Genomic DNA, 18,133 nt, shown 5'->3' on the forward strand with positions numbered 1-18,133 from the left:
CTAAACTGGGAGACCATGCGCAAACTGCTTGTTACCGGCGGCGCCGGCTTTATTGGTGCAAACTTCGTGCGGCTCGTGGCCCAGCAGCGCCCTGAGGTGGAGATCACCGTCCTGGATAAGCTCACCTACGCAGGCAACCGCGCCAACCTCGACGGCGTGGACGCCGAGCTCGTGGTGGGAGACGTGGCGGATGAGGGGGTCGTCGACAAGCTCGTAGCGCACGCCGATACCGTGGTGCACTTCGCGGCGGAATCCCACAATGACAACTCCCTACGGGATCCTTCGCCCTTCCTCCACACCAACATCATGGGCACCTTCGTGCTGCTGGAGGCCTGCCACCGCCACGATGTGCGCCTCCATCATGTCTCCACCGATGAGGTCTTCGGGGACCTGGAGATCGGCGCCGATACCTACTTCACGGAGGAAACTCCCTATAACCCGTCTTCGCCCTATTCGGCCACGAAGGCTGGTTCGGATCACCTGGTGCGCGCGTGGGTGCGCAGTTTTGGGCTGCGGGCAACCATTTCGAATTGCTCCAATAATTATGGCCCCTACCAGCACATTGAAAAATTCATTCCGCGGCAAATCACCAACCTGCTTCTAGGCCAGCCCGCCAAGCTTTATGGCACCGGCGAGCAGGTGCGCGATTGGATTCACGTGGATGACCACAACGAGGCGGTGCTCGCCATCCTGGACCGCGGGCGCCTTGGGGAGACCTATAACATCGGCGCCGACCAGGAGGATACGAATAACCGCCAGGTCATCGAGATGATTTGTGAGCTCATGGGGGCGACGGACAATGGCCGGGCGCGCTTTGAGCACGTGGCGGACCGCCCGGGCCATGACCAGCGCTACGCCATGGATGCCAGCAAGCTGCGCCGCGAGCTGGGCTGGGCCCCGCGCTACACGGATCTGCGGGAGGGCCTGGCCGCCACCATTGAGTGGTACCGCGCCCACGAGGAGTGGTGGCGCGCGGGCAAGGAAGAAGTCGAAGCCAACTACGCGAAGCAAGGACAATAAATAGCCATGAAGGTGCAGTCAACGGCCATCGAGGGCCTGCTCATTGTTCAGCTCGACGTCCACGGGGATAACCGCGGCTGGTTCAAGGAGAACTGGCAGCGCGAGAAAATGGTGGCGGCCGGCTTGCCAGACTTCCAGCCGGTGCAGAACAACGTTTCCTTCAATGCGGAGAAGGGTGTCACACGCGGGCTGCACGCGGAGCCCTGGGACAAGCTGGTCTCCGTGGCCTCCGGCCGGGCCTTCGGCGCGTGGTGCGATCTGCGCGAGGGCTCTGCCACCTTCGGGCAGCTGGTGACCCACGAGCTGCGCGAGGACGTGGCGGTCTTCGTGCCGCGCGGCGTGGCCAACGGTTTCCAGGCGCTGGAGGCCTGCGCCTACTCCTACCTGGTCAATGACCACTGGTACCCGGATGCAGAGTACACCTGCGTCAACCTGGACATGGTGGACTGGCCGCTGGAGCCGAAGGAGATCTCCGACAAGGACAAGGGGCACCCCGCGCTTGCCGACGTCTCCCCCATGCCCCCTCGCCGCATCCTGGTCACCGGGGCCAACGGGCAGCTGGGCCGCGCCCTACAGAAATTCCTGCCCTCCGCTGGCTTGGGTGCGGTGGAGTTCTGCGGGCACGAAGATTTCGATATCACCAACCCGCCTGCCCGCCCGTGGAAGCAGTACTCCGCCATCATCAACTGCGCGGCCTATAACGATGTCAACGGTGCGGGGGACGATCGCGCCGCGGCCTGGGCGGTCAACGCTTCCGCACCGGCGAAGCTCGCGCGCATTGCGGCGGAGAATAACCTGACCTTGGTGCACGTGTCTAGCGACTACATCTTTGATGGCTCTAAAGAGGTCCACTCCGAGGAGGAGATGCCCTCCCCGCTCTCGGCCTACGGGGCGTCGAAAGCCGCGGGCGATACCGCCGCGCAGACCGCCCCGCGCCACTATGTCATCCGCACCTCGTGGGTCTTTGGCGATGGCGCCAACTTCATGTCCACGATGCGCTCGCTGGCGGCTAAGGGGGTCAAGCCCTCCGTCATCCATGATCAGCGCGGGCGCCCCACCTTTGCCGAGGACCTGGCCAAGGGCATCATCCACCTGCTCAAGACTAAAGCTGAGTACGGCGTGTACAACATCTCCAACTCCGGTGATGTGGTGGGCCGCGATGAGATCGCCATGGCCGTCTTCACCGGCGTGGGCCAAGACCCTGCGGATGTCACGCCGGTGAGCACCGAGCAGTACCGCGAGATCGCCGGGCCCGAGGCTCCCCGCCCGAAGGAGTCCACCTTCGACCTGTCCAAGATTGAAGCAACCGGCTTTAAACCTATGAATTGGCGGGCCACTTTGGCGCTCTACCTGGGACTTTACCCGGCATAACGCTCAACATAACACTTAGCTTCCCACGTGTTATGTTATGTGTTATGTTGAGTGGCATGTAGAGAGAAAGGCCTGCTCATGACCCCTTCTGAGCTTAATGAGTTAATTGCACAGCTGCGAGTCATCGGCAGCGATAAGCAATCCGTAGAGGTAAAATCCTCCGTCAGCAAGGAAGTGCTCTCCACGCTCAGTGCCTTCGCAAACGGGGACGGCGGGACGCTCATCATCGGCCTTTCAGAGCAGGACGGCTTCACCCCAGTTAAGAAGTTCTCTGCCTCCACCGCCCAAGACCAATTGGAGACTCGCTGCCAACAGCTCATCCCGCCGGTCCGCCCGCAAATCGACATCATCGAATTTGAAAGCAGCAACATACTCGTCGCAGAGATCGACGAGCTTCCCGCGCGCGATAAGCCCTGCTATGTGGCCGAAAGGGGACTGTACAAAGGGAGCTATATTCGCACCGGCGATGGTGATACGCGCCTGTCCCAGTACGAAGTAAATCGACTCGTTGAAGAGCACACGCAACCGACCTGGGATGAAGATGCCATCCCAGATGCCACACTGGAGGACATTGAGGGTGCCGCTCTTGACGGCTTCCTCCAAGTGCAGAAAGAGCGCCGCCCCAAGACTTTTGCGAATGGACAGGACACAGCCCTCAAACGCCTGCGAATTCTCAAGGACGGCCACCCCACGCTGGCCTCACTTCTTGTCATGGGAGACTACCCGCAGGAGTTCTTCCCCCGATTAACGGTTACCTTCGCGCTCTTTCCCGGAACATCGAAAGGTGATGTCACCACGGGTGTCCGCCTTCTCGACAGCGCCACGCTTCACGGTACGATTCCGGAGCTGGTGAGCGAAGGCATCGACATCGTAAAGAAGAACATGCGCACCGCTGGCTTTATCGGCGACAAGTCCCGGACCGCACTTCCGGATTATCCACTGGTCGCTGTTCGTGAAGCACTAGTCAATGCGCTCATGCACCGTGACTACTCCCCGACTGCTCGCGGCAGTCAGGTGCAAATCAACATGTTCGTCGATCGCTTGGAAATCACCAATCCGGGAGGCCTATATGGCGGGGTTACGCTCCGAAATCTTGGAGAAGCTGGTGTCAGCTCTACCCGCAATCAACGCCTTGCCACGTTCCTAGAGGACATTCCCCTACCGGAAGGCGGCGTCGCCGCAGAGAACCGCGGCACGGGCATCGCCACCATCCATCAGGCCTTAGCTGACGCACTCATGCCCAAACCGGAAATTATCAACCGGCTCGACAGCTTCACCATCATCTTCCACCGCCGCAGGGTAGCCACCCAGGAACGCTATGGCACCGCACGTGACCATGTGGAACACCTGCTCCACGGCAGCCCGTCCGTATCGACAACCGAATTAGTTGAGGCTACAAAGCTCAGCCGGACAGCGGTCCAGAAAGCACTGAATGAGCTCATCCGCGATAACATCGCCGAAAAGACTGAACCCGGACGCAGCCCTAAGCAGCGCTACAGGCTGCGCAAATAGAGCATAACACTCAACATAACACTTAACTTCCCACGTGTTATGTTAAGTGGGAAGTTAAGTGTTATGTTCGCCAGCCCGCGCCGCCGCACCCCGGCGCGAGACCCCTCCGTTAAGCTTAAAGCCCATGAAGGGCATCATTCTCGCAGGCGGTTCTGGGACCCGCCTCTACCCCATCACCAAGGGCATCTCGAAGCAGCTCATGCCCATCTATGACAAGCCGATGGTCTACTATCCCTTGACCACCCTGATCCAGGCCGGCATACGCGAGATCCTCATCATCACCACCCCAGAAGACCAGGCCGCCTTCCAACGCTTGCTTGGCGATGGCTCCCAGCTCGGCCTCATGCTGCACTATGCGGTGCAGCCGCGCCCCGAAGGCTTGGCCCAGGCCTTCCTCATCGCCGAAGACTTCATCGCCGAGGATGACGTGGCCCTTGTCCTGGGTGACAACATCTTTGACGGCCACGGCTTTTCCACCGCGCTGAACGAATGTCACCGCCCAGACGGCGGCATCATCTTTGCCTACGAGGTCTCCGATCCGCAGCGCTATGGCGTTGTGGACTTTGATGACTCCGGTCAAGCCCTGTCCATCGAGGAAAAGCCCGCCGCGCCCAAGTCCAACCACGCTGTGGTGGGCTTGTACTTCTATGACAATTCCGTGGTGGAGATTGCCAAGTCCATCACGCCCAGCGCGCGCGGGGAACTAGAGATCACCGCCGTCAACGAGGAGTACCTGCGCCGCGGGCGGCTGCGCGTCAAGCGCATGCAGCGCGGTGATGTCTGGCTGGATACCGGCACGGTGGACTCCATGAGTGAGGCTTCGGCCTACGTCGAGGTGATGCAGAAGCGTACTGGAACCGTCATTGGTTCGCCGGAGGTTGCAGCCTTTGCGGAAGGCTTCATCGATGCCGCGGCACTCACCGAGCTGGCAGAGCCCCTCCTGAAGTCCGGCTATGGCCGTTATCTTCTTGCGGCTGCCCAAGAGGGCTGAGACCGAGGTACATATCGATCAAATAAGGTCCGAAAACCAACGGGATCTGAGGCCTTATTTGATCGATCCGTACGTGTTTAAGCCTCCCCTCCTTGTGTCAGGACGTCCTTAAGCATCCCCGCCCTGTATCAGGAGCCGCCTCACCCAAACGGTCCTAGACGCGTTAAGGTAATCGCATGCCTAGTTCATCCTCCCAGTCCACCAATGGACCAAAGAAGTCAGCGCTATCCACCATCAGCCCCGTGGCATGGGGATTGTTGGTGATCGTTGTTATCTTGGCCGTCATCATTGGCTTCCTGCTTGCAGAGCGCACCTCTTCCGGCGATGAAAGCACTCCCGCAGCGCAGGAGACCGCAACGAGCACGGCGACAGCCGAAGACCTGGCGAAAGATGCCGCCAAGGCCACGCCCGGCACGAAGTTCTCCGATGGGAAGGGTGACCCGATGATGTTCGGGCCCGGCGGTGACACCATGTCTAGGGATATCACGGTGGTACACCGCAAAAAGGAGAACGATCCTTTCGCCGTGGGTGCGGTGGATGCGCCCGTGGTGATTTCGGAGTTCTCCGATTTCGAGTGCCCGTTCTGCTCCCGCCACGCCAATGTCACCGAGCCGGATATCCTTAAGAAGTACGTGGAAAAGGGCCTGGTACGCATCGAGTGGAATGACTACCCTGTAAACGGCCCCGCCGCCATCGAGGCCGCCAAGGCTGGGCGCGCGGCCGCGGCGCAGGGTAAGTTCCAGGAGTTCAAGCACGAGCTCTATGCCGCCAGCAAGGACATCAGTGGCCACCCGGAATTCGGCATCGAGGACTTCATGAAGTTTGCCAAGAAGGCGGGCGTTGCGGACCTGGATAAGTTCCGCCAGCAGGCCACGGATGATACCTACACTGAGGTCGTTGAAACGGCCACCCGCTATGCCTCCCAGATCGGCATTACGGGCACCCCGGCCTTCGTGGTGGGAGATCAGTTCGTTGGTGGCGCGCAGCCGCCCGAGGCTTTTGAGAAAATCATCCAAGAGCAGCTGGGAAAGGCGGCCAATGCCTAAACCACCGCTGATCGTGTGGGTCTTCATCGCGCTGGTTATCTTGACCGCCTTATTGGGCGGTTATGCAGTGGGGGTGAGCCTGTGAGCATCGGAATCTTCGGCGCCGTCATCGCCGGCGTGCTGACCTTGATCAGCCCCTGTTCAGCGCTGTTGGTGCCAGCCTTCTTTGCCTATGCCTTCGATTCGCAGCGCCAGCTGCTGTTCAAGACTTTGGTCTTCTTTTTGGGTCTGTGTACCACGCTCGTGCCCATCGGCATGGGCTTGGCCGCGGTGCTGGCGCAGTATCGTAGCCAAGTCATCACGGTGGCGGGCTGGATCATCATTGCGCTGGGAATCTTTACCGCCCTGGGCGGTGGCTTCCGCATCCCCGGCATGGATGCCCTGTCCGGCAAAGCACGGGGCAAAGTGTTTCTGCTCGGCGCGGTTTATGGCTTCGCCGGCTTTTGCGCGGGCCCACTCCTGGGCGCTGTCCTCACCACGGCCGCTGCGTCGGGAAGCGCGCTCTACGGCGGGCTCATCATGGTGGCTTATGCCGCGGGCATGGCCGCGCCGCTCTTTGTGCTGGCTGCGCTGTGGGAGCGCCTCGATGTGGGTTCGTGGTCGTGGCTTCGCGGACGCGAAGTCACTCTGGGCCCCGTGCGCACGAATACCCTCTCCCTCGTATCGGGCGCATTCTTCGTGCTCATCGGCGTGCTGTTTATCTTGAGCTACGGCAGTGCAACACTACCCGCAGTCTTAAGCACGGATGCGCAGTTCGCGGTGCAAGAAAAAGCCCGCGCCTTCAGCGCGGGCGTGGCGGATGCGTGGGTCTGGTTCGGACTTTCACTCGCCGCCACGGTGGTGGCAGGAGTAAAGGCCGCCCGCACGCCGGCCTAGAGCTAAGCTCTAGGCCAAGGTTTAAGAGTTAGTAACCGCGCGCGACGTACTCATCGATGCGCGCTGCCTCAGCGCCAATGGTGGTCTCATCGCCGTGGCCCGGCAGGACGCGGGTCTCCGGCGGGAGGTTCAGCACGCGATTGCGCAGGGACTCGATGATGACGTCGAAGTCGGAGTACTTGCGGCCGGTGGCGCCGGGCCCGCCGTTGAAGAGAGTATCGCCCGACAGAAGCGTGGCCTCGTCCGCAATGTAGAGCACCACGCATCCCGGCGAGTGGCCCGGCGTGTGGAAGACCACGAAGTCGCTATCGCCCACGGTAAAGAGCTGGTTATCCTCCAGCGGAACGAAGGTCGCGTCCTCGTGCGTTTCCTCCCACAGGGGGCGGTCATCCGGGTGCAAGTAGATGGACACATCGAAGTGCTCAGCCACCTGGGGAGCGAGCTCGCAGTGGTCGTTGTGCGCGTGGGTGAGAATAACTCCCTTGACCGTGCGCTGGCCCACCTCTTCGATGACGCGCTCCGCGTCGTGGGAAGGATCGATGATGTAGCACTCGGCGTCGCTAGTCGCGCTACCTGCGGCCAGGATGTAGACGTTATTGTCCACGTCCCACTCGCCGCCGTCGAGGCGGAACTTTCCTGAAGTTACAAACTGTTCAATGATCATTTACAGCTCCACTACGGATCGAAGTACCTTGCCGGCCTTCATGGTAGCGAAGGCCTCTTCCACGTCGTCGAGACCAATGCGCTCGGTCACGAAGTCCTTGAGCGGGAAGCGGCCCTGCAAGGAGAGGTCGACGTACATGGGGAAGTCACGCTCCGGCAGGCAATCGCCATACCAGGAGGACTTGAGTGAACCGCCGCGGCCGAAGAAGTCAATGGCCGGGACGTCGAAGCGGCTGGTGAGGTTCGGCACGCCCACCATGACCATGCGGCCGGCCAGGTCGCGGGAGTAGAAGGCCTGGCGGGTGGTAACGGGAATGCCCACGGCGTCAATGGCCACGTCGGTGCCGAAGCCCTCGGTGAGCTCGCGGACGGCCTCGATGACCTCTTCTTCGGACTTGTCCTTCGCCGCAACCGTGTGGGTAGCGCCGAACTTCTTAGCCAGCTCCAGCTTGTCCGGGTCCAGGTCCACGGCGATGACCTTGGAGGCACCAGCCAACGCCGCGCCGGCGATGGCCGCCATGCCCACGCCACCGCAGCCGAAGACCGCGACGGACTCGCCGCGCTTGACGTCTGCGGTATTCACCGCAGCGCCCAAACCGGCCATCACGCCACAGCCCAGCAGGCCCGCGGCGGCCGGATCCGCCTCCGGGTTGACCTTTGTGCACTGGCCTTCGTGGACCAGGGTCTTCTCGGCGAAGGAGCCGATGCCGAGCGCCGGGCTGAGCTCAGTGCCGGCATCCTTATCCCCGTCCGCGAGCGTCATCTTCGCGGAGGCGTTGTGGGTGTTGAAGCAGTACTTCGGCTCGCCCTTCTTGCAAGCGCGGCACTCGCCGCACACCGCGCGCCAGTTCAGGACCACGAAGTCCCCGACCTCGACGTGGGTGACAGCATCGCCCACGCGCTCGACGACGCCCGCAGCCTCGTGCCCGAGCAGGAAGGGGAAGGCATCCTCAATATCGCCATCGCGGTAAGCCAGGTCGGTGTGGCAGACACCGCAGGCCTGAATCTTGACCACGACATCGTGCTCGCCCGGGGCGGGCACGACGATGTTGACGGTCTCGACGGGCTCGCCCTTCGCGCGCGCAATCACGCCGCGGACAACCTCCGCACCTTGCTGGGAGTTGTTTTCATTTACGTTTTCATTAACAGTCATGCTCGCGAGGGTACGCGAAAGGCCCGGGCGGCGTCGCCCGGGCCCAACAAGATTCAAATCCCTCTAGAAGCTAGCGAGGTGGTTGGCCACAAACTCGTGACCGCGAGCATTAATGTGCAGCGGCAGGTTGCCCGGCCCCGCGGAGAAGTCCACCAGACCCGCCCATAGGCGCTTGTCGGCGTCGGCACACATACCGCGATCCCAGGTCATTGGCTTCATGTCCACGAACTCGGTTCCAGTAGCGCGCGCCAGGTCCACCTGCATCCACTGCGCGACGTTTTCATAGCGCTGCACCATCGGCAGGGCCGTGGCGTCGGCCGGCTTCGGACCAAAGTGGATAAGGCAGTAGCGGTCGCCCGAGCCGATGGTCGGGTAACCCACAATCTGGATGCGTGCATTGGGGGCTGCCGCGCGGATCTTGTGAATCAGCGGCGCGTTGGCACCGACCCAGCGGGCGCGCAGGTCACCGTCGGAAAGCCCGGCGTTGTTGTACGTGTCGTTGAAACCGCTAGAGAAGAGCACGCGCTGCGTATCCCCGCTGAGCGCGCCGCGGCGAATAGCATCGTCGATCTGCGCGTTCACCTGCGGCCCCTGGGACATGGACACAGCACCAGAGCAGGAGAAATCCGCCACCGGCATACCCAGCTTGGCAGCGGTGCGCTTGGCGTAGTTATTGCCAGACGGGCAGTTCAGGCTCGGATTGCGCTGAGAAGAGCCCACCCGCGAGGCAAGGTAGGTATCAAGTTGCGGATCCGCCAGCACGGAATCACCAAAAGCGACGAGGTTTCGCTCGCCGGCAACTGCCTGCGGAGCTTGGGACAGGCCTACCGCCACAAGGAGGGAGGCGCAGAGAGCAGCGATGCGCTGAGTAGACTTCACGTGACTAATGTCCTTCCGAAAGAGTATGTTCTAGACCGAAACCATAATAGACTACGTTGACGGTCTAAGCTTATGTAACAATAGCAACACCTTTAACAGTTTGTAGTTTTAATTGTGGCGAGTCCGCCGTCTCCGTAACCTCTTCTCCCCTCCCCTCGATGAGAACCTTATGAAGCTTTCTGATGTAACCTTCCACGCCGCCGCCCTCGCGCGCTTTATCCCTTCGCTCTTCCGCGCCGGCCTCATTAGCCCCGCCGGCGGGCCACGGGCGGTGGCCCTGACTGCGCCGGTCCTCGCGCGTTACCGCTTCACCACCGCCCGCGAAGTAGAGCAGGCATACATGACCTGCCCGGAACGCCTGGCGCTTATCGACGACGACGGGGCCCTCACCTACCGCCAGCTGCGCGAAGAATCCCAAACCTTCGCGCGCTGGCTGCTGTCTTTGGGGCTGGAGGAGATTCGCCTCGGCGTGATGGCCCGCAATGGCCGCGGCATCATCACCCCGCTGGCTGCCAAGGGCTATGCGGGGGCACACATCTTTTTGCTCAACGTCGGTTCCTCCCCCGAGCAGCTTGCCGGGTGCATTGAGGAAAACCGCATCAACGTGCTCGTTATCGATGATGAATTCATCGACCGCCTCGACAGCTCTAGCACCATTGCTGGCCTGCACGTGGTGATTGGCCACGAGTCCGGTAAAGAGATCCCTACCGAGCTGGCGCAAGCGGCAACGCTGCGCAAGATCGTGGAGAATCCGCGGGACGTCGAGAAGCACAAGCTTCCCACTTGGCCCAAGCACGGGCATATCGTGCTGATGTCCTCCGGCACCACGGGCATCCCCAAGGGAATCATGCGCCCGGAACCGACGCTGCCGGTGGTGGTTGCGTCCATCGTGGATGCGGTGCCGTGGCGCGGGGACCAGAAGGTGCAGATGACCGCCTCCATCTTCCACACGTGGGGCTGGGCCTGCCTCAACATCGCGTTGGGCCTGCGCAATACCATCGTCACCCGCCGCGTCTTTGACCCGGCGGCCGCACTGGATGATATCCAGCGCTACCAGCTCGATGGTCTGCTTTCCTCCCCCGTCTTCTTCCGCCAGATGGTTGAGGTTGACCCGGATTCGGCCTTCGATACCTCGAGCCTGAAGTTCATTGCCTCCGCCGGGCATGCGCTCACCCCGGAGATCGTCAAGGAAACCCACGAGCGCTTCGGCCCGATTCTCTGCAATGTCTATGGCTCCACGGAGCTGGCGCTGGCATCGACGGCCAGCATGGAAGAGGTGGCCAAGGATCCCACCATCGGCGGCAAGATTGCCTCCGGCACAAAGCTGCGCATCCTCGATGAGGAAGGCAACGAGGTTCCCCGCGGTGAGGTCGGTGAGATTTACCTGACCAACTCCACCGCGCTCATTGGCTATACCAACCCCAAGATCCCGCTCAACAAGGTCGATGGCCTCATCTCCATCGGGGACTTGGGTTATATCGACCCCGAGGGCTACCTGCATGTGGTGGGCCGCGCGGATGACATGATCATTGTCGGCGGCGAGAACGTGCACCCGCAGTCGGTGACGGAGGTGCTCGAGGCCATGCCGGGCATCGCGGAGGTGCATGCCGGCGGCGTGGAGGATGAAACCACCTTCCAGCGCATCGCCGTGTGGGCGGTGACTACGCGGGATGCCCTGGGCAACACCGTGACTGCCGATAGCATCCGCACCTGGGTCCGCGAGAACCTCGCCGACCACTCCGTGCCGCGCGACGTCCACTTCTTGGACAAGCTGCCGCGCAATGCCACGGGCAAGGTGGTGCCGCGCCTGTTGCACGGCACCGACTAGCCCATCGCCCCCCTGCGATGGGCCGGGTTAGGTTAGCTGCTGCACTTGACGGTTGCAGCAACCTCGCCTGGTTGGGTATGGCCCTCGCGAGCGATGTCGACTCCGGCGACCTGCTTGGCCGTCGGGCACACCACCGGGGTGATGAGGTTGACGCCGCGCTCGCGCAGCTTCTGCGCCTCCACCGCGATGATCGGTGTGCCGGCGGTGACTGTATCGCCCTTCTTGGCCAGGGCGGTGAAACCTTCGCCCTTGAGCTCCACGGTGTCGATGCCGATGTGAATGAGCAAGTCCAGCCCATCCGCGGTCTTCATGCCGAAGGCGTGGCGGGTCTTGAAGACCATGGTGATGGTGCCGTCGACCGGGGCGCAGACGTCGAAGGCATCGACGGCATCAGGCATCACCGCGAAGCCTTCGCCCACCATGCCCTGCGCAAAGGACGCATCCGGGACCTGGGAAAGCGCGACGACGTCACCGGCGAACGGGGCACGCACATCCACGTCAACGGCATCACCACCAGCGGTATTACCGCTGACGCGCTGAGCGGAAGCGGCGCTGGCTCCAGCACCTGCGGCGCTCGCAGCACCCGCCGTGGCGAGGACCGGAGAACCGTGGCGCAACTGGTGGCTGACCTCGTCATACATGAATTGCACGGCCGGGCCCACGATGACCTGGACGCTCTTCTCCGAGGGGTGGATGACGCCGGAGATGGCGGCGCGTTTGATCACGGAGTCGTCGACAAGCGCGCGCTCCTTCACGCCCACACGCAGGCGCGTGGTGCAGTAGTCCAGTGAGTCAATGTTGTCCTTGCCGCCGAGGCCCTCGATGATGCGCGCGGCATCACGAGCAGTCTTGTCATCGCCGGTAGCGGAATCCTCCATGGGGTCTGCTACCGCATCGTCCTCACCGCGGCCCGGGGTCTTGAGGTTGAGCCAGCCGATGAGGAAGTAGAAGATGACGAAGTACAGGGCGAAGAAGCCCACGCCCATGACCAGCAGCATGTACCACTTGTTGGCCAGCGGGTTCTGCGAGGAGAGCAACATGTCCACGAAACCGGCCGAGAAACCGAAGCCGGCGGTCCACTCCATAGTGGAAGCGATGAAGACGGACAGGCCCATCAGCAGCGCGTGCACCACGTAGAGCAGCGGGGCGACGAACATGAAGGAGAACTCCAGCGGCTCAGTCACGCCGGTGAAGAAGGAGGCCAAAGCACCTGCGGCCATCAAGGAACCGACGACCTTGCGCTTGCTCTTATCCGCGCGCAGGTACATGGCAAGTGCCGCGCCCGGCAGGCCGAACATCATGACCGGGAAGAAGCCGGCCTGGTAGCGGCCGACGACGCCCTCGACCGTGCACTGACCGTTGGCCCAAATGCCCGGGCAGTCAGCTGCGGAGGTGGCGGCCGCGGCTGCCTCGATGGTCTTCTGACCGGCCTGGAAGTTGCCGATGTCATTGATACCGATGACATCGAACCAGAAGACGGAGTTCAGCGCGTGGTGCAGGCCAGTCGGGATGAGCAGGCGGTTGGCCACACCGTAGATGCCGGCGCCCGCCGCGCCCAGGCCCTGGATGGAGGTACCGAAGTTAAAGAGCGCGTTGTAGATGAACGGCCACACGAAGTAGAGAATGCCGGAAATCACTATGGCGATGACGGCGGTAAGAATCGGTACGAGGCGCCGGCCTGAGAAGAAGGCCAGGAAGTCCGGCAGCTTGGTGCCGTGGAAGCGGTTATATACCCAGGCCGCCATGACGCCGGCGAGGATGCCGAAGAGGACGTTGCCGCCACCCACGGCGTTCCAGCCTTCCGAGGCCCATTCCAGGGCTTCATCGCCGGTCAGCGCGGTGGGGTCTTCGATGCCGCGGTAGCCGGCCACGGCCTCCGGGCCGAGCAGTTTCATAAACGTGGCGAAGGCCAGGAAGCCAGAGAGTGCCGCGGCACCGTTGGAATCCTTGGCCAGGCCGAAGGCAATGGCGATGGCGAAGATCCAGCCCAAGTTGGCCAGGACCGCGTCGCCGGAGCTGATCAGCAGCTGGGCGGCGAGGTTATCCGGGCCAGCCGCGCTGGAGATCCAGTAGCCAACACCACTGAGGATCGCCGCGACGGGCAGCACCGCCACAGCGCCCATGAGGGCTTTTCCGAGCCGCTGCAGCGGCCCCATGACATCGATTTTCATGCGAGGAGTCCTTTCACACTAGTAAGGAATTAGATGGAGTTTTTAGGAAAAGAGTGGGCGGTGCGGACGGTGCTTGTCCGCGAAAACGTAGTACTCGCGGTCCTCCAGCTGGGAGGCGGCGGCTTCATCGAGGATCACCGTGGCGCGCTGGTGCCACTGCAGGATCGACGCGGGGCAGTGCGCGGAGAGCGGGCCTTCCACCATGGCGTGGACCGCGCTGGCCTTGTTGCTGCCAGTGGCCAACAAGAGCAGGTGGCGGGCCTCACTGATGGTGCCCAATCCTTGGGTCAGCACGTGGCGCGGGACCTCGTCTTCGTTGTCAAAGAAGCGGGCATTGTCCTGCACGGTTTGCGGGTGCAGCGTCTTGATGCGGGTGCGTGATTGCAGGGAGCTCGACGGCTCGTTGAAGCCGACGTGCCCGTTGGCCCCGATGCCCAGCAGCTGGATGTCCACGCCGCCGGCATCACGGATGGCCTTGTCATAGGTGGCCGCGGCGGTGGCGGGGTCATCGGAGTCACCAGCGGGGCTTTTTACCAGGTCATCATCGAAATCCACGTGGCTGGTGAATTCGCGGCGGATGGTGGAATAGTAGGACTGCTCGTGGGTACGCTCCAGCCCGATGTATTCATCAAGCAGGAATGCGCGGCTGCGGGCAAAGCTCACCTCGCCGCGCTCATGGCGCGTAATGAGCTCCTTGTACATCGCTACCGGGGTCGATCCTGTGGCCAGGCCCAAGGTGGCGCCGGCGTTGGCGTAGTGCGCGAAGATGTCAGCGGCCTCCACGGCCACTTCGGCCGGCGTGGAGCGGATGAGGATTTCCATGAGATGCCTTCCTGTGTGTTTAAGAGAGTGGGATGTCCGCGCCGTCGACGATGACGCGCACCGGTTGGTAGTGAGAGTTAAGGCCAACCAGGTTGGCGCGCGCGCCAACCGCGATGCGGCCTAGATTCGTCTCCCCCAACACGTCGGCTGCCGTGGTGGAGGTAAAACGCACCGCCTCGCCCAGACCATGGCGCTCGGCGAAGCTGGCGAATTGCTGGGACAATGTAGAGGTGCCGCCCGCGATAGCACCGCTGGGCACGCGCGCGACTCCCCCGCTCACGGTGACAGGCAGCGAACCCAGCTCATAGTCACCGTCGGCCATGCCGGCCGCCGCCATGGCATCAGTGATGGCGAAGGCGCAGTGACTGTGAGCCATGTCCACGGCGCCGTCAACAAGATGCACACCATCTGCGATGAGCTCGACGGACACATCCCCCGCCTTCGCTGCGGTGAGCAAAGCCGCTACCGGGCCCGGCGCGCGGTGGTGAATAGAAGGCATGCCATTAAAGAGGTGCGTTCCAGTCACGGTCAGGCCGAGCTCCTTAGCCTTGGCGATAACGCTCAGCGTGGTGTCATAATCGGCCTCGGTGTGGCCCAGGCTGGCGATGATGCCATGCTCCGCGCAGACGTCGAGCAGCTTGTCGACGTTCTCCGTTTCCGGCGCGAAGGTAATCGAACGCAGGTGGCCGCGGGCCGCGGCGATGACCGCGCGGAAGAAGTCCGGGTCACCGGGCACGATGCGCGAGGGGTCCTGTGCGCCGCATTTGGCCGCAGCGATGAAGGGGCCCTCCATGTGGATTCCGGCGATCTCGCCTTCTTCAGCCAGCTGGGCTAAAAGCTCCGCCCGGGCGCAGAGTTCTTCTTGCGTGCCGGAGACCAAGCTGGCCAGCAGTGTCGTTGTGCCGTGCGCGCGGTGGAAGCGGGCGGCGGCTAGGCACTGCTCGTAGTCGCCGTTGGGGAATCCCCCGCCGTTGCCGCCGTGGTTGTGCAGGTCCACGAAGCCGGGCACCCACAGCAACGCATCCGAGTCCCCGGCGCGCCAGGCAGCCTCGGCTTGGGGGACGTCGCCAAGCACTATGCCCTCAATACTCTCCCCGAACGTGACGGCCCCAGCGCGCAGCTCGAAGTTTTCATCAATATAGAGGCCCTCGACGTGGCCTTTCTCCTTTGTCTGCATGGTTCATTCGGTCCCGCTTGTACGGGCTGACGTGGCGCAGCCCGGTTGACAATTCACTTGAAATTTATCAGGGCTACCAATTTTTGTGAACCACACTTCCTCCGAAGGGGGTGTGTGAGCGCAGATGGCTTTTAGCGCGTTAGGTGCACCGCGCGGAATGTCGAAAGGCCCGGCGAGCTACCAGCCACGGGTGACCACTCGGTCCCAAAGCGCGTTGCTCGCTAGCTCACCGGCGCCCGCTGGTGAGGTGCCAACGAACACATCTCTCGCATCAGGATCATCAGCAAGAATGTAGCGGAACCACGCGGTGGCGTAACTGTCCCCGAACTCTAGAACGTCCTTGTGGTCCGCGCCCAGGCGGCAGGCAATGATTGCCGGACCACCAGCTGATTCAAAGTTCTCCTGCAAGTCTGACCACGGACTAACAAGCCAGCGGTCCGAACGGCCATCGCTCGTCATCAGGAATAGCGGTTCCTCTACGTCAGCCGTGTTGTAGTCCCAGTCATTGGACTGTGCCACTTTGTGGGAGGCCGGGCTCGCCGCATACACAGCTGCTACCTCCGTGTGGGCCGCAGCGTTGATGGCACCCGCACCACCCTGTGAGTGGCCAAAAATGCCGACTCGTGATCGGTCCGCACGAGAATCCAGTTCCGGCAAGCGCTCAATCAAGTGCACGACATTCTCTCCTGTACCTGTGTGGGGAGTCTCATCGCCGACAACCACGAAGCCCCAACTAGCCAGGTGCTCCGCCACGGGCAGGTAGCTGCTCAGCGGCGTGTTCGTGCCATTAGCCATGACCGCCGCCGGAAACGGTCCCGCGCCTGTCGGTGCCGCGATGGTCACGTCGCCATCACGCCGCACGTCGACCTCGTGCGGCCCCTCGCCCGCAAACGACGCTTCCAGCGGGCCACCTGTCTCAGCGCTATATCCGGCAGCCACGCCGTCATCACCGGTCACGCTGTCTGCGTCCACCCACTGCATGAATCCCACAAACCCTACAAACGCCACCACAATCACGGCCACCACGGCAATCATGCCAACCACAAGCTTTTTCATGCTCTGTATTGTGTTTCGCACGAGAGCGAAGGTCACTAGCGCTAGCACTACTTTTTCCTGTACACAGTGCAAGAGCTGCCTCCGCTACGCCCTTGAAATGAGAGACTCACATCATTACCTTGTTGTATGTAATCGTCATCACATATGGGAGAAATAATGCTTACCTCCGAAACGCTTTCCGAAGTAGTCACAGTAGGAGGTTCAGGTCCGTTCAGCGGCCAGGGCAACGAAACAGTTGCAGCCTAAATGCATCCCCCTAGAAACAGTGGTGACGAAGGACTTTCATCTATCTACACCTTGACCGCCACATATTTTTTATTGTCAGTGTGCGGGTCAATGACCAGCCTCTCGATTTCACTCCACTTCGCCGAACTCAACAAAGGCGAACTGTTGGTGGCAAGCATCTTCATCTCGGGTACTTGCGCTCAAGTTTTTGCAGTCCCCTTTCTGGCCCCACTCTTCAACAAATTCAACAGCTATCACATTGCGCTTGCTGCACTCTTCTTAGATCTTCTGGGCCTGTTATCAATGGCAGCCTATCCAGAGCCATTGATCCTCATTGTCGGAAATCTCGTCACCGCATGCTTAAGCGGACTGTCAATTCCATCCATTTTCACCATCGCTGACTCTCAGGTCGGCGAAGGACAGCAGGCGAAAGCCTTCTCCCTCTTGGACACAGCCCGACTTGGCAGTGGATTCCTTGGACCACCTCTAGGTGGATTACTACTGGACCAAAGAAACCTGCAGACAGCGCTCTTCGTTGAAGCTTGCGCCGTTGGAGTCTCGCTACTTGCTTTTTATTTCCTTTATAAATCCTCGCCCCCGAAAACACTGCTTCATTCAGAAACCAAAGATTCTTCACCGAGTTTTCTCCAGAAGGTCCTCGAAGCACCTTCCCTTTTGCTGAAGAATAGAAGCGCTCGGTCCGCGTTAACCAGCATTTGGGGAGCAATTATCTGCACCTCGATTTTCAACGTTTCGCTTGTCTTCTATGCGACACAGACCCTCCACGTCAGCGGTACGTTATATGCCATCATTGCCCAAGCATTTATCGTGGGCCGCATCTTTGGCGCACGGCTTTCAGCTCGCCTTCACTCACAGAACGCTGGGAAAGTCCTGGCCGGGGCAGGATTCGCTATGGGGTGTTTCATAGCTTTACCTGGACTATTTCCCTCATTGTGGCTCTGCATCCCATGTTTCCTCCTGGGCGGAGTCTGCAATGCTGCTCAGGTGGCCGCACTACGCATAATCGTTGTCGGATCCGTACCTGATGAAGTGAAACCCAAAGCCCTTTCTACGATGGGTTCAATTAACAGCTCCGCAATGCTTATTGGATACATCATCGGGGCACCTGTTGTAAGTGCCATCGGCCCAGCTGCGGCCCTTGTCGTATCAGGGTTTGGCACCTCTATCCTCACTCTGGGGCCAATTCTGAAGACCACCATGTACGGTGCCTCCGGTGACCAAGACTACGACAACAAATAGCATTCAATTCTGTAGTAAATCTACTGTCAGATGCGAGTTTTTGGTACCGGTGTGTTCAGAAGACTGAAATGGTAGCGGTGTGG

The 18,133-nt window shown here is 61.4% G+C and carries 15 protein-coding genes; 8 read left to right on the top strand and 7 right to left on the bottom strand.

Features of this window, described 5'->3' with window-relative positions:
* The first annotated feature begins 15 nt into the window (after positions 1-15).
* From rfbB to HMPREF2822_RS03995, 6 genes are all read left to right on the top strand, one after another.
* Positions 16-1,020: a dTDP-glucose 4,6-dehydratase gene (rfbB, locus tag HMPREF2822_RS03970; RefSeq protein WP_070521240.1), complete on the top strand. Its 1,005-nt coding sequence runs from the start codon at positions 16-18 to the stop codon at positions 1,018-1,020.
* 6 nt (positions 1,021-1,026) lie between these two features.
* Positions 1,027-2,391 carry a sugar nucleotide-binding protein gene (locus tag HMPREF2822_RS03975; protein ID WP_070521244.1) on the top strand — a complete coding sequence of 455 codons (1,365 nt, stop codon included), beginning with the start codon at positions 1,027-1,029 and terminating at the stop codon, positions 2,389-2,391.
* A gap of 78 nt (positions 2,392-2,469) precedes the next feature.
* Positions 2,470-3,903: an ATP-binding protein gene (locus HMPREF2822_RS03980; protein ID WP_070521246.1), complete on the top strand. Its 1,434-nt coding sequence runs from the start codon at positions 2,470-2,472 to the stop codon at positions 3,901-3,903.
* A gap of 124 nt (positions 3,904-4,027) precedes the next feature.
* Positions 4,028-4,894: a glucose-1-phosphate thymidylyltransferase RfbA gene (rfbA, locus tag HMPREF2822_RS03985; RefSeq protein WP_070521249.1), complete on the top strand. Its 867-nt coding sequence runs from the start codon at positions 4,028-4,030 to the stop codon at positions 4,892-4,894.
* A 176-nt stretch (positions 4,895-5,070) separates the two neighbouring features.
* On the top strand, positions 5,071-5,940 hold the full coding sequence (locus tag HMPREF2822_RS03990; protein WP_167595521.1) for a DsbA family protein: 870 nt from the start codon (positions 5,071-5,073) through the stop codon (positions 5,938-5,940).
* 81 nt (positions 5,941-6,021) lie between these two features.
* Positions 6,022-6,816: a cytochrome c biogenesis CcdA family protein gene (locus HMPREF2822_RS03995; RefSeq protein WP_070521252.1), complete on the top strand. Its 795-nt coding sequence runs from the start codon at positions 6,022-6,024 to the stop codon at positions 6,814-6,816.
* A gap of 28 nt (positions 6,817-6,844) precedes the next feature.
* Here HMPREF2822_RS03995 and HMPREF2822_RS04000 read toward each other — a convergent pair whose 3' ends face one another.
* The 3 genes from HMPREF2822_RS04000 to HMPREF2822_RS04010 form a co-directional block, all read right to left on the bottom strand.
* Positions 6,845-7,480, bottom strand: a complete 636-nt coding sequence (locus HMPREF2822_RS04000) for an MBL fold metallo-hydrolase (RefSeq protein ID WP_070521255.1) — start codon at positions 7,478-7,480, stop codon at positions 6,845-6,847.
* Entirely contained in the window at positions 7,481-8,632 is a 1,152-nt protein-coding gene (locus HMPREF2822_RS04005; RefSeq protein WP_070521258.1) for an S-(hydroxymethyl)mycothiol dehydrogenase, read from the bottom strand.
* 63 nt (positions 8,633-8,695) lie between these two features.
* The gene (locus tag HMPREF2822_RS04010) at positions 8,696-9,511 is read right to left on the bottom strand and encodes a GDSL-type esterase/lipase family protein (RefSeq protein ID WP_070521261.1); all 816 of its coding nucleotides are present in this window, start codon (positions 9,509-9,511) and stop codon (positions 8,696-8,698) included.
* 169 nt (positions 9,512-9,680) lie between these two features.
* On the opposite strand from HMPREF2822_RS04010, the gene HMPREF2822_RS04015 reads away from it, so the two are divergent.
* On the top strand, positions 9,681-11,339 hold the full coding sequence (locus tag HMPREF2822_RS04015) for an acyl-CoA synthetase (protein ID WP_070521263.1): 1,659 nt from the start codon (positions 9,681-9,683) through the stop codon (positions 11,337-11,339).
* A 32-nt stretch (positions 11,340-11,371) separates the two neighbouring features.
* On the opposite strand, the gene nagE is transcribed toward HMPREF2822_RS04015, so the two are convergent.
* From nagE to HMPREF2822_RS04035, 4 genes are all read right to left on the bottom strand, one after another.
* A complete protein-coding gene (gene nagE, locus HMPREF2822_RS04020; RefSeq protein WP_070521266.1) occupies positions 11,372-13,510 on the bottom strand; it encodes an N-acetylglucosamine-specific PTS transporter subunit IIBC in 2,139 nt (712 codons plus the stop codon).
* Positions 13,511-13,552: 42 nt separating this feature from the next.
* The gene (nagB, locus tag HMPREF2822_RS04025) at positions 13,553-14,332 is read right to left on the bottom strand and encodes a glucosamine-6-phosphate deaminase (RefSeq protein WP_046647861.1); all 780 of its coding nucleotides are present in this window, start codon (positions 14,330-14,332) and stop codon (positions 13,553-13,555) included.
* A 19-nt stretch (positions 14,333-14,351) separates the two neighbouring features.
* Positions 14,352-15,509, bottom strand: a complete 1,158-nt coding sequence (locus HMPREF2822_RS04030; RefSeq protein ID WP_070521269.1) for an N-acetylglucosamine-6-phosphate deacetylase — start codon at positions 15,507-15,509, stop codon at positions 14,352-14,354.
* A gap of 177 nt (positions 15,510-15,686) precedes the next feature.
* Positions 15,687-16,565, bottom strand: coding sequence for an alpha/beta hydrolase family protein (locus HMPREF2822_RS04035; RefSeq protein WP_070521272.1), 879 nt, complete (start codon positions 16,563-16,565; stop codon positions 15,687-15,689).
* Positions 16,566-16,811: 246 nt separating this feature from the next.
* Here HMPREF2822_RS04035 and HMPREF2822_RS04040 point away from each other — a divergent pair, with 246 nt between their 5' ends.
* The gene (locus tag HMPREF2822_RS04040; protein ID WP_046647863.1) at positions 16,812-18,050 is read left to right on the top strand and encodes an MFS transporter; all 1,239 of its coding nucleotides are present in this window, start codon (positions 16,812-16,814) and stop codon (positions 18,048-18,050) included.
* The last annotated feature ends 83 nt before the right edge of the window (positions 18,051-18,133 follow it).

The organism is Corynebacterium sp. HMSC062E11 (assembly GCF_001811845.1).
GTDB lineage: Bacteria > Actinomycetota > Actinomycetes > Mycobacteriales > Mycobacteriaceae > Corynebacterium > Corynebacterium hesseae.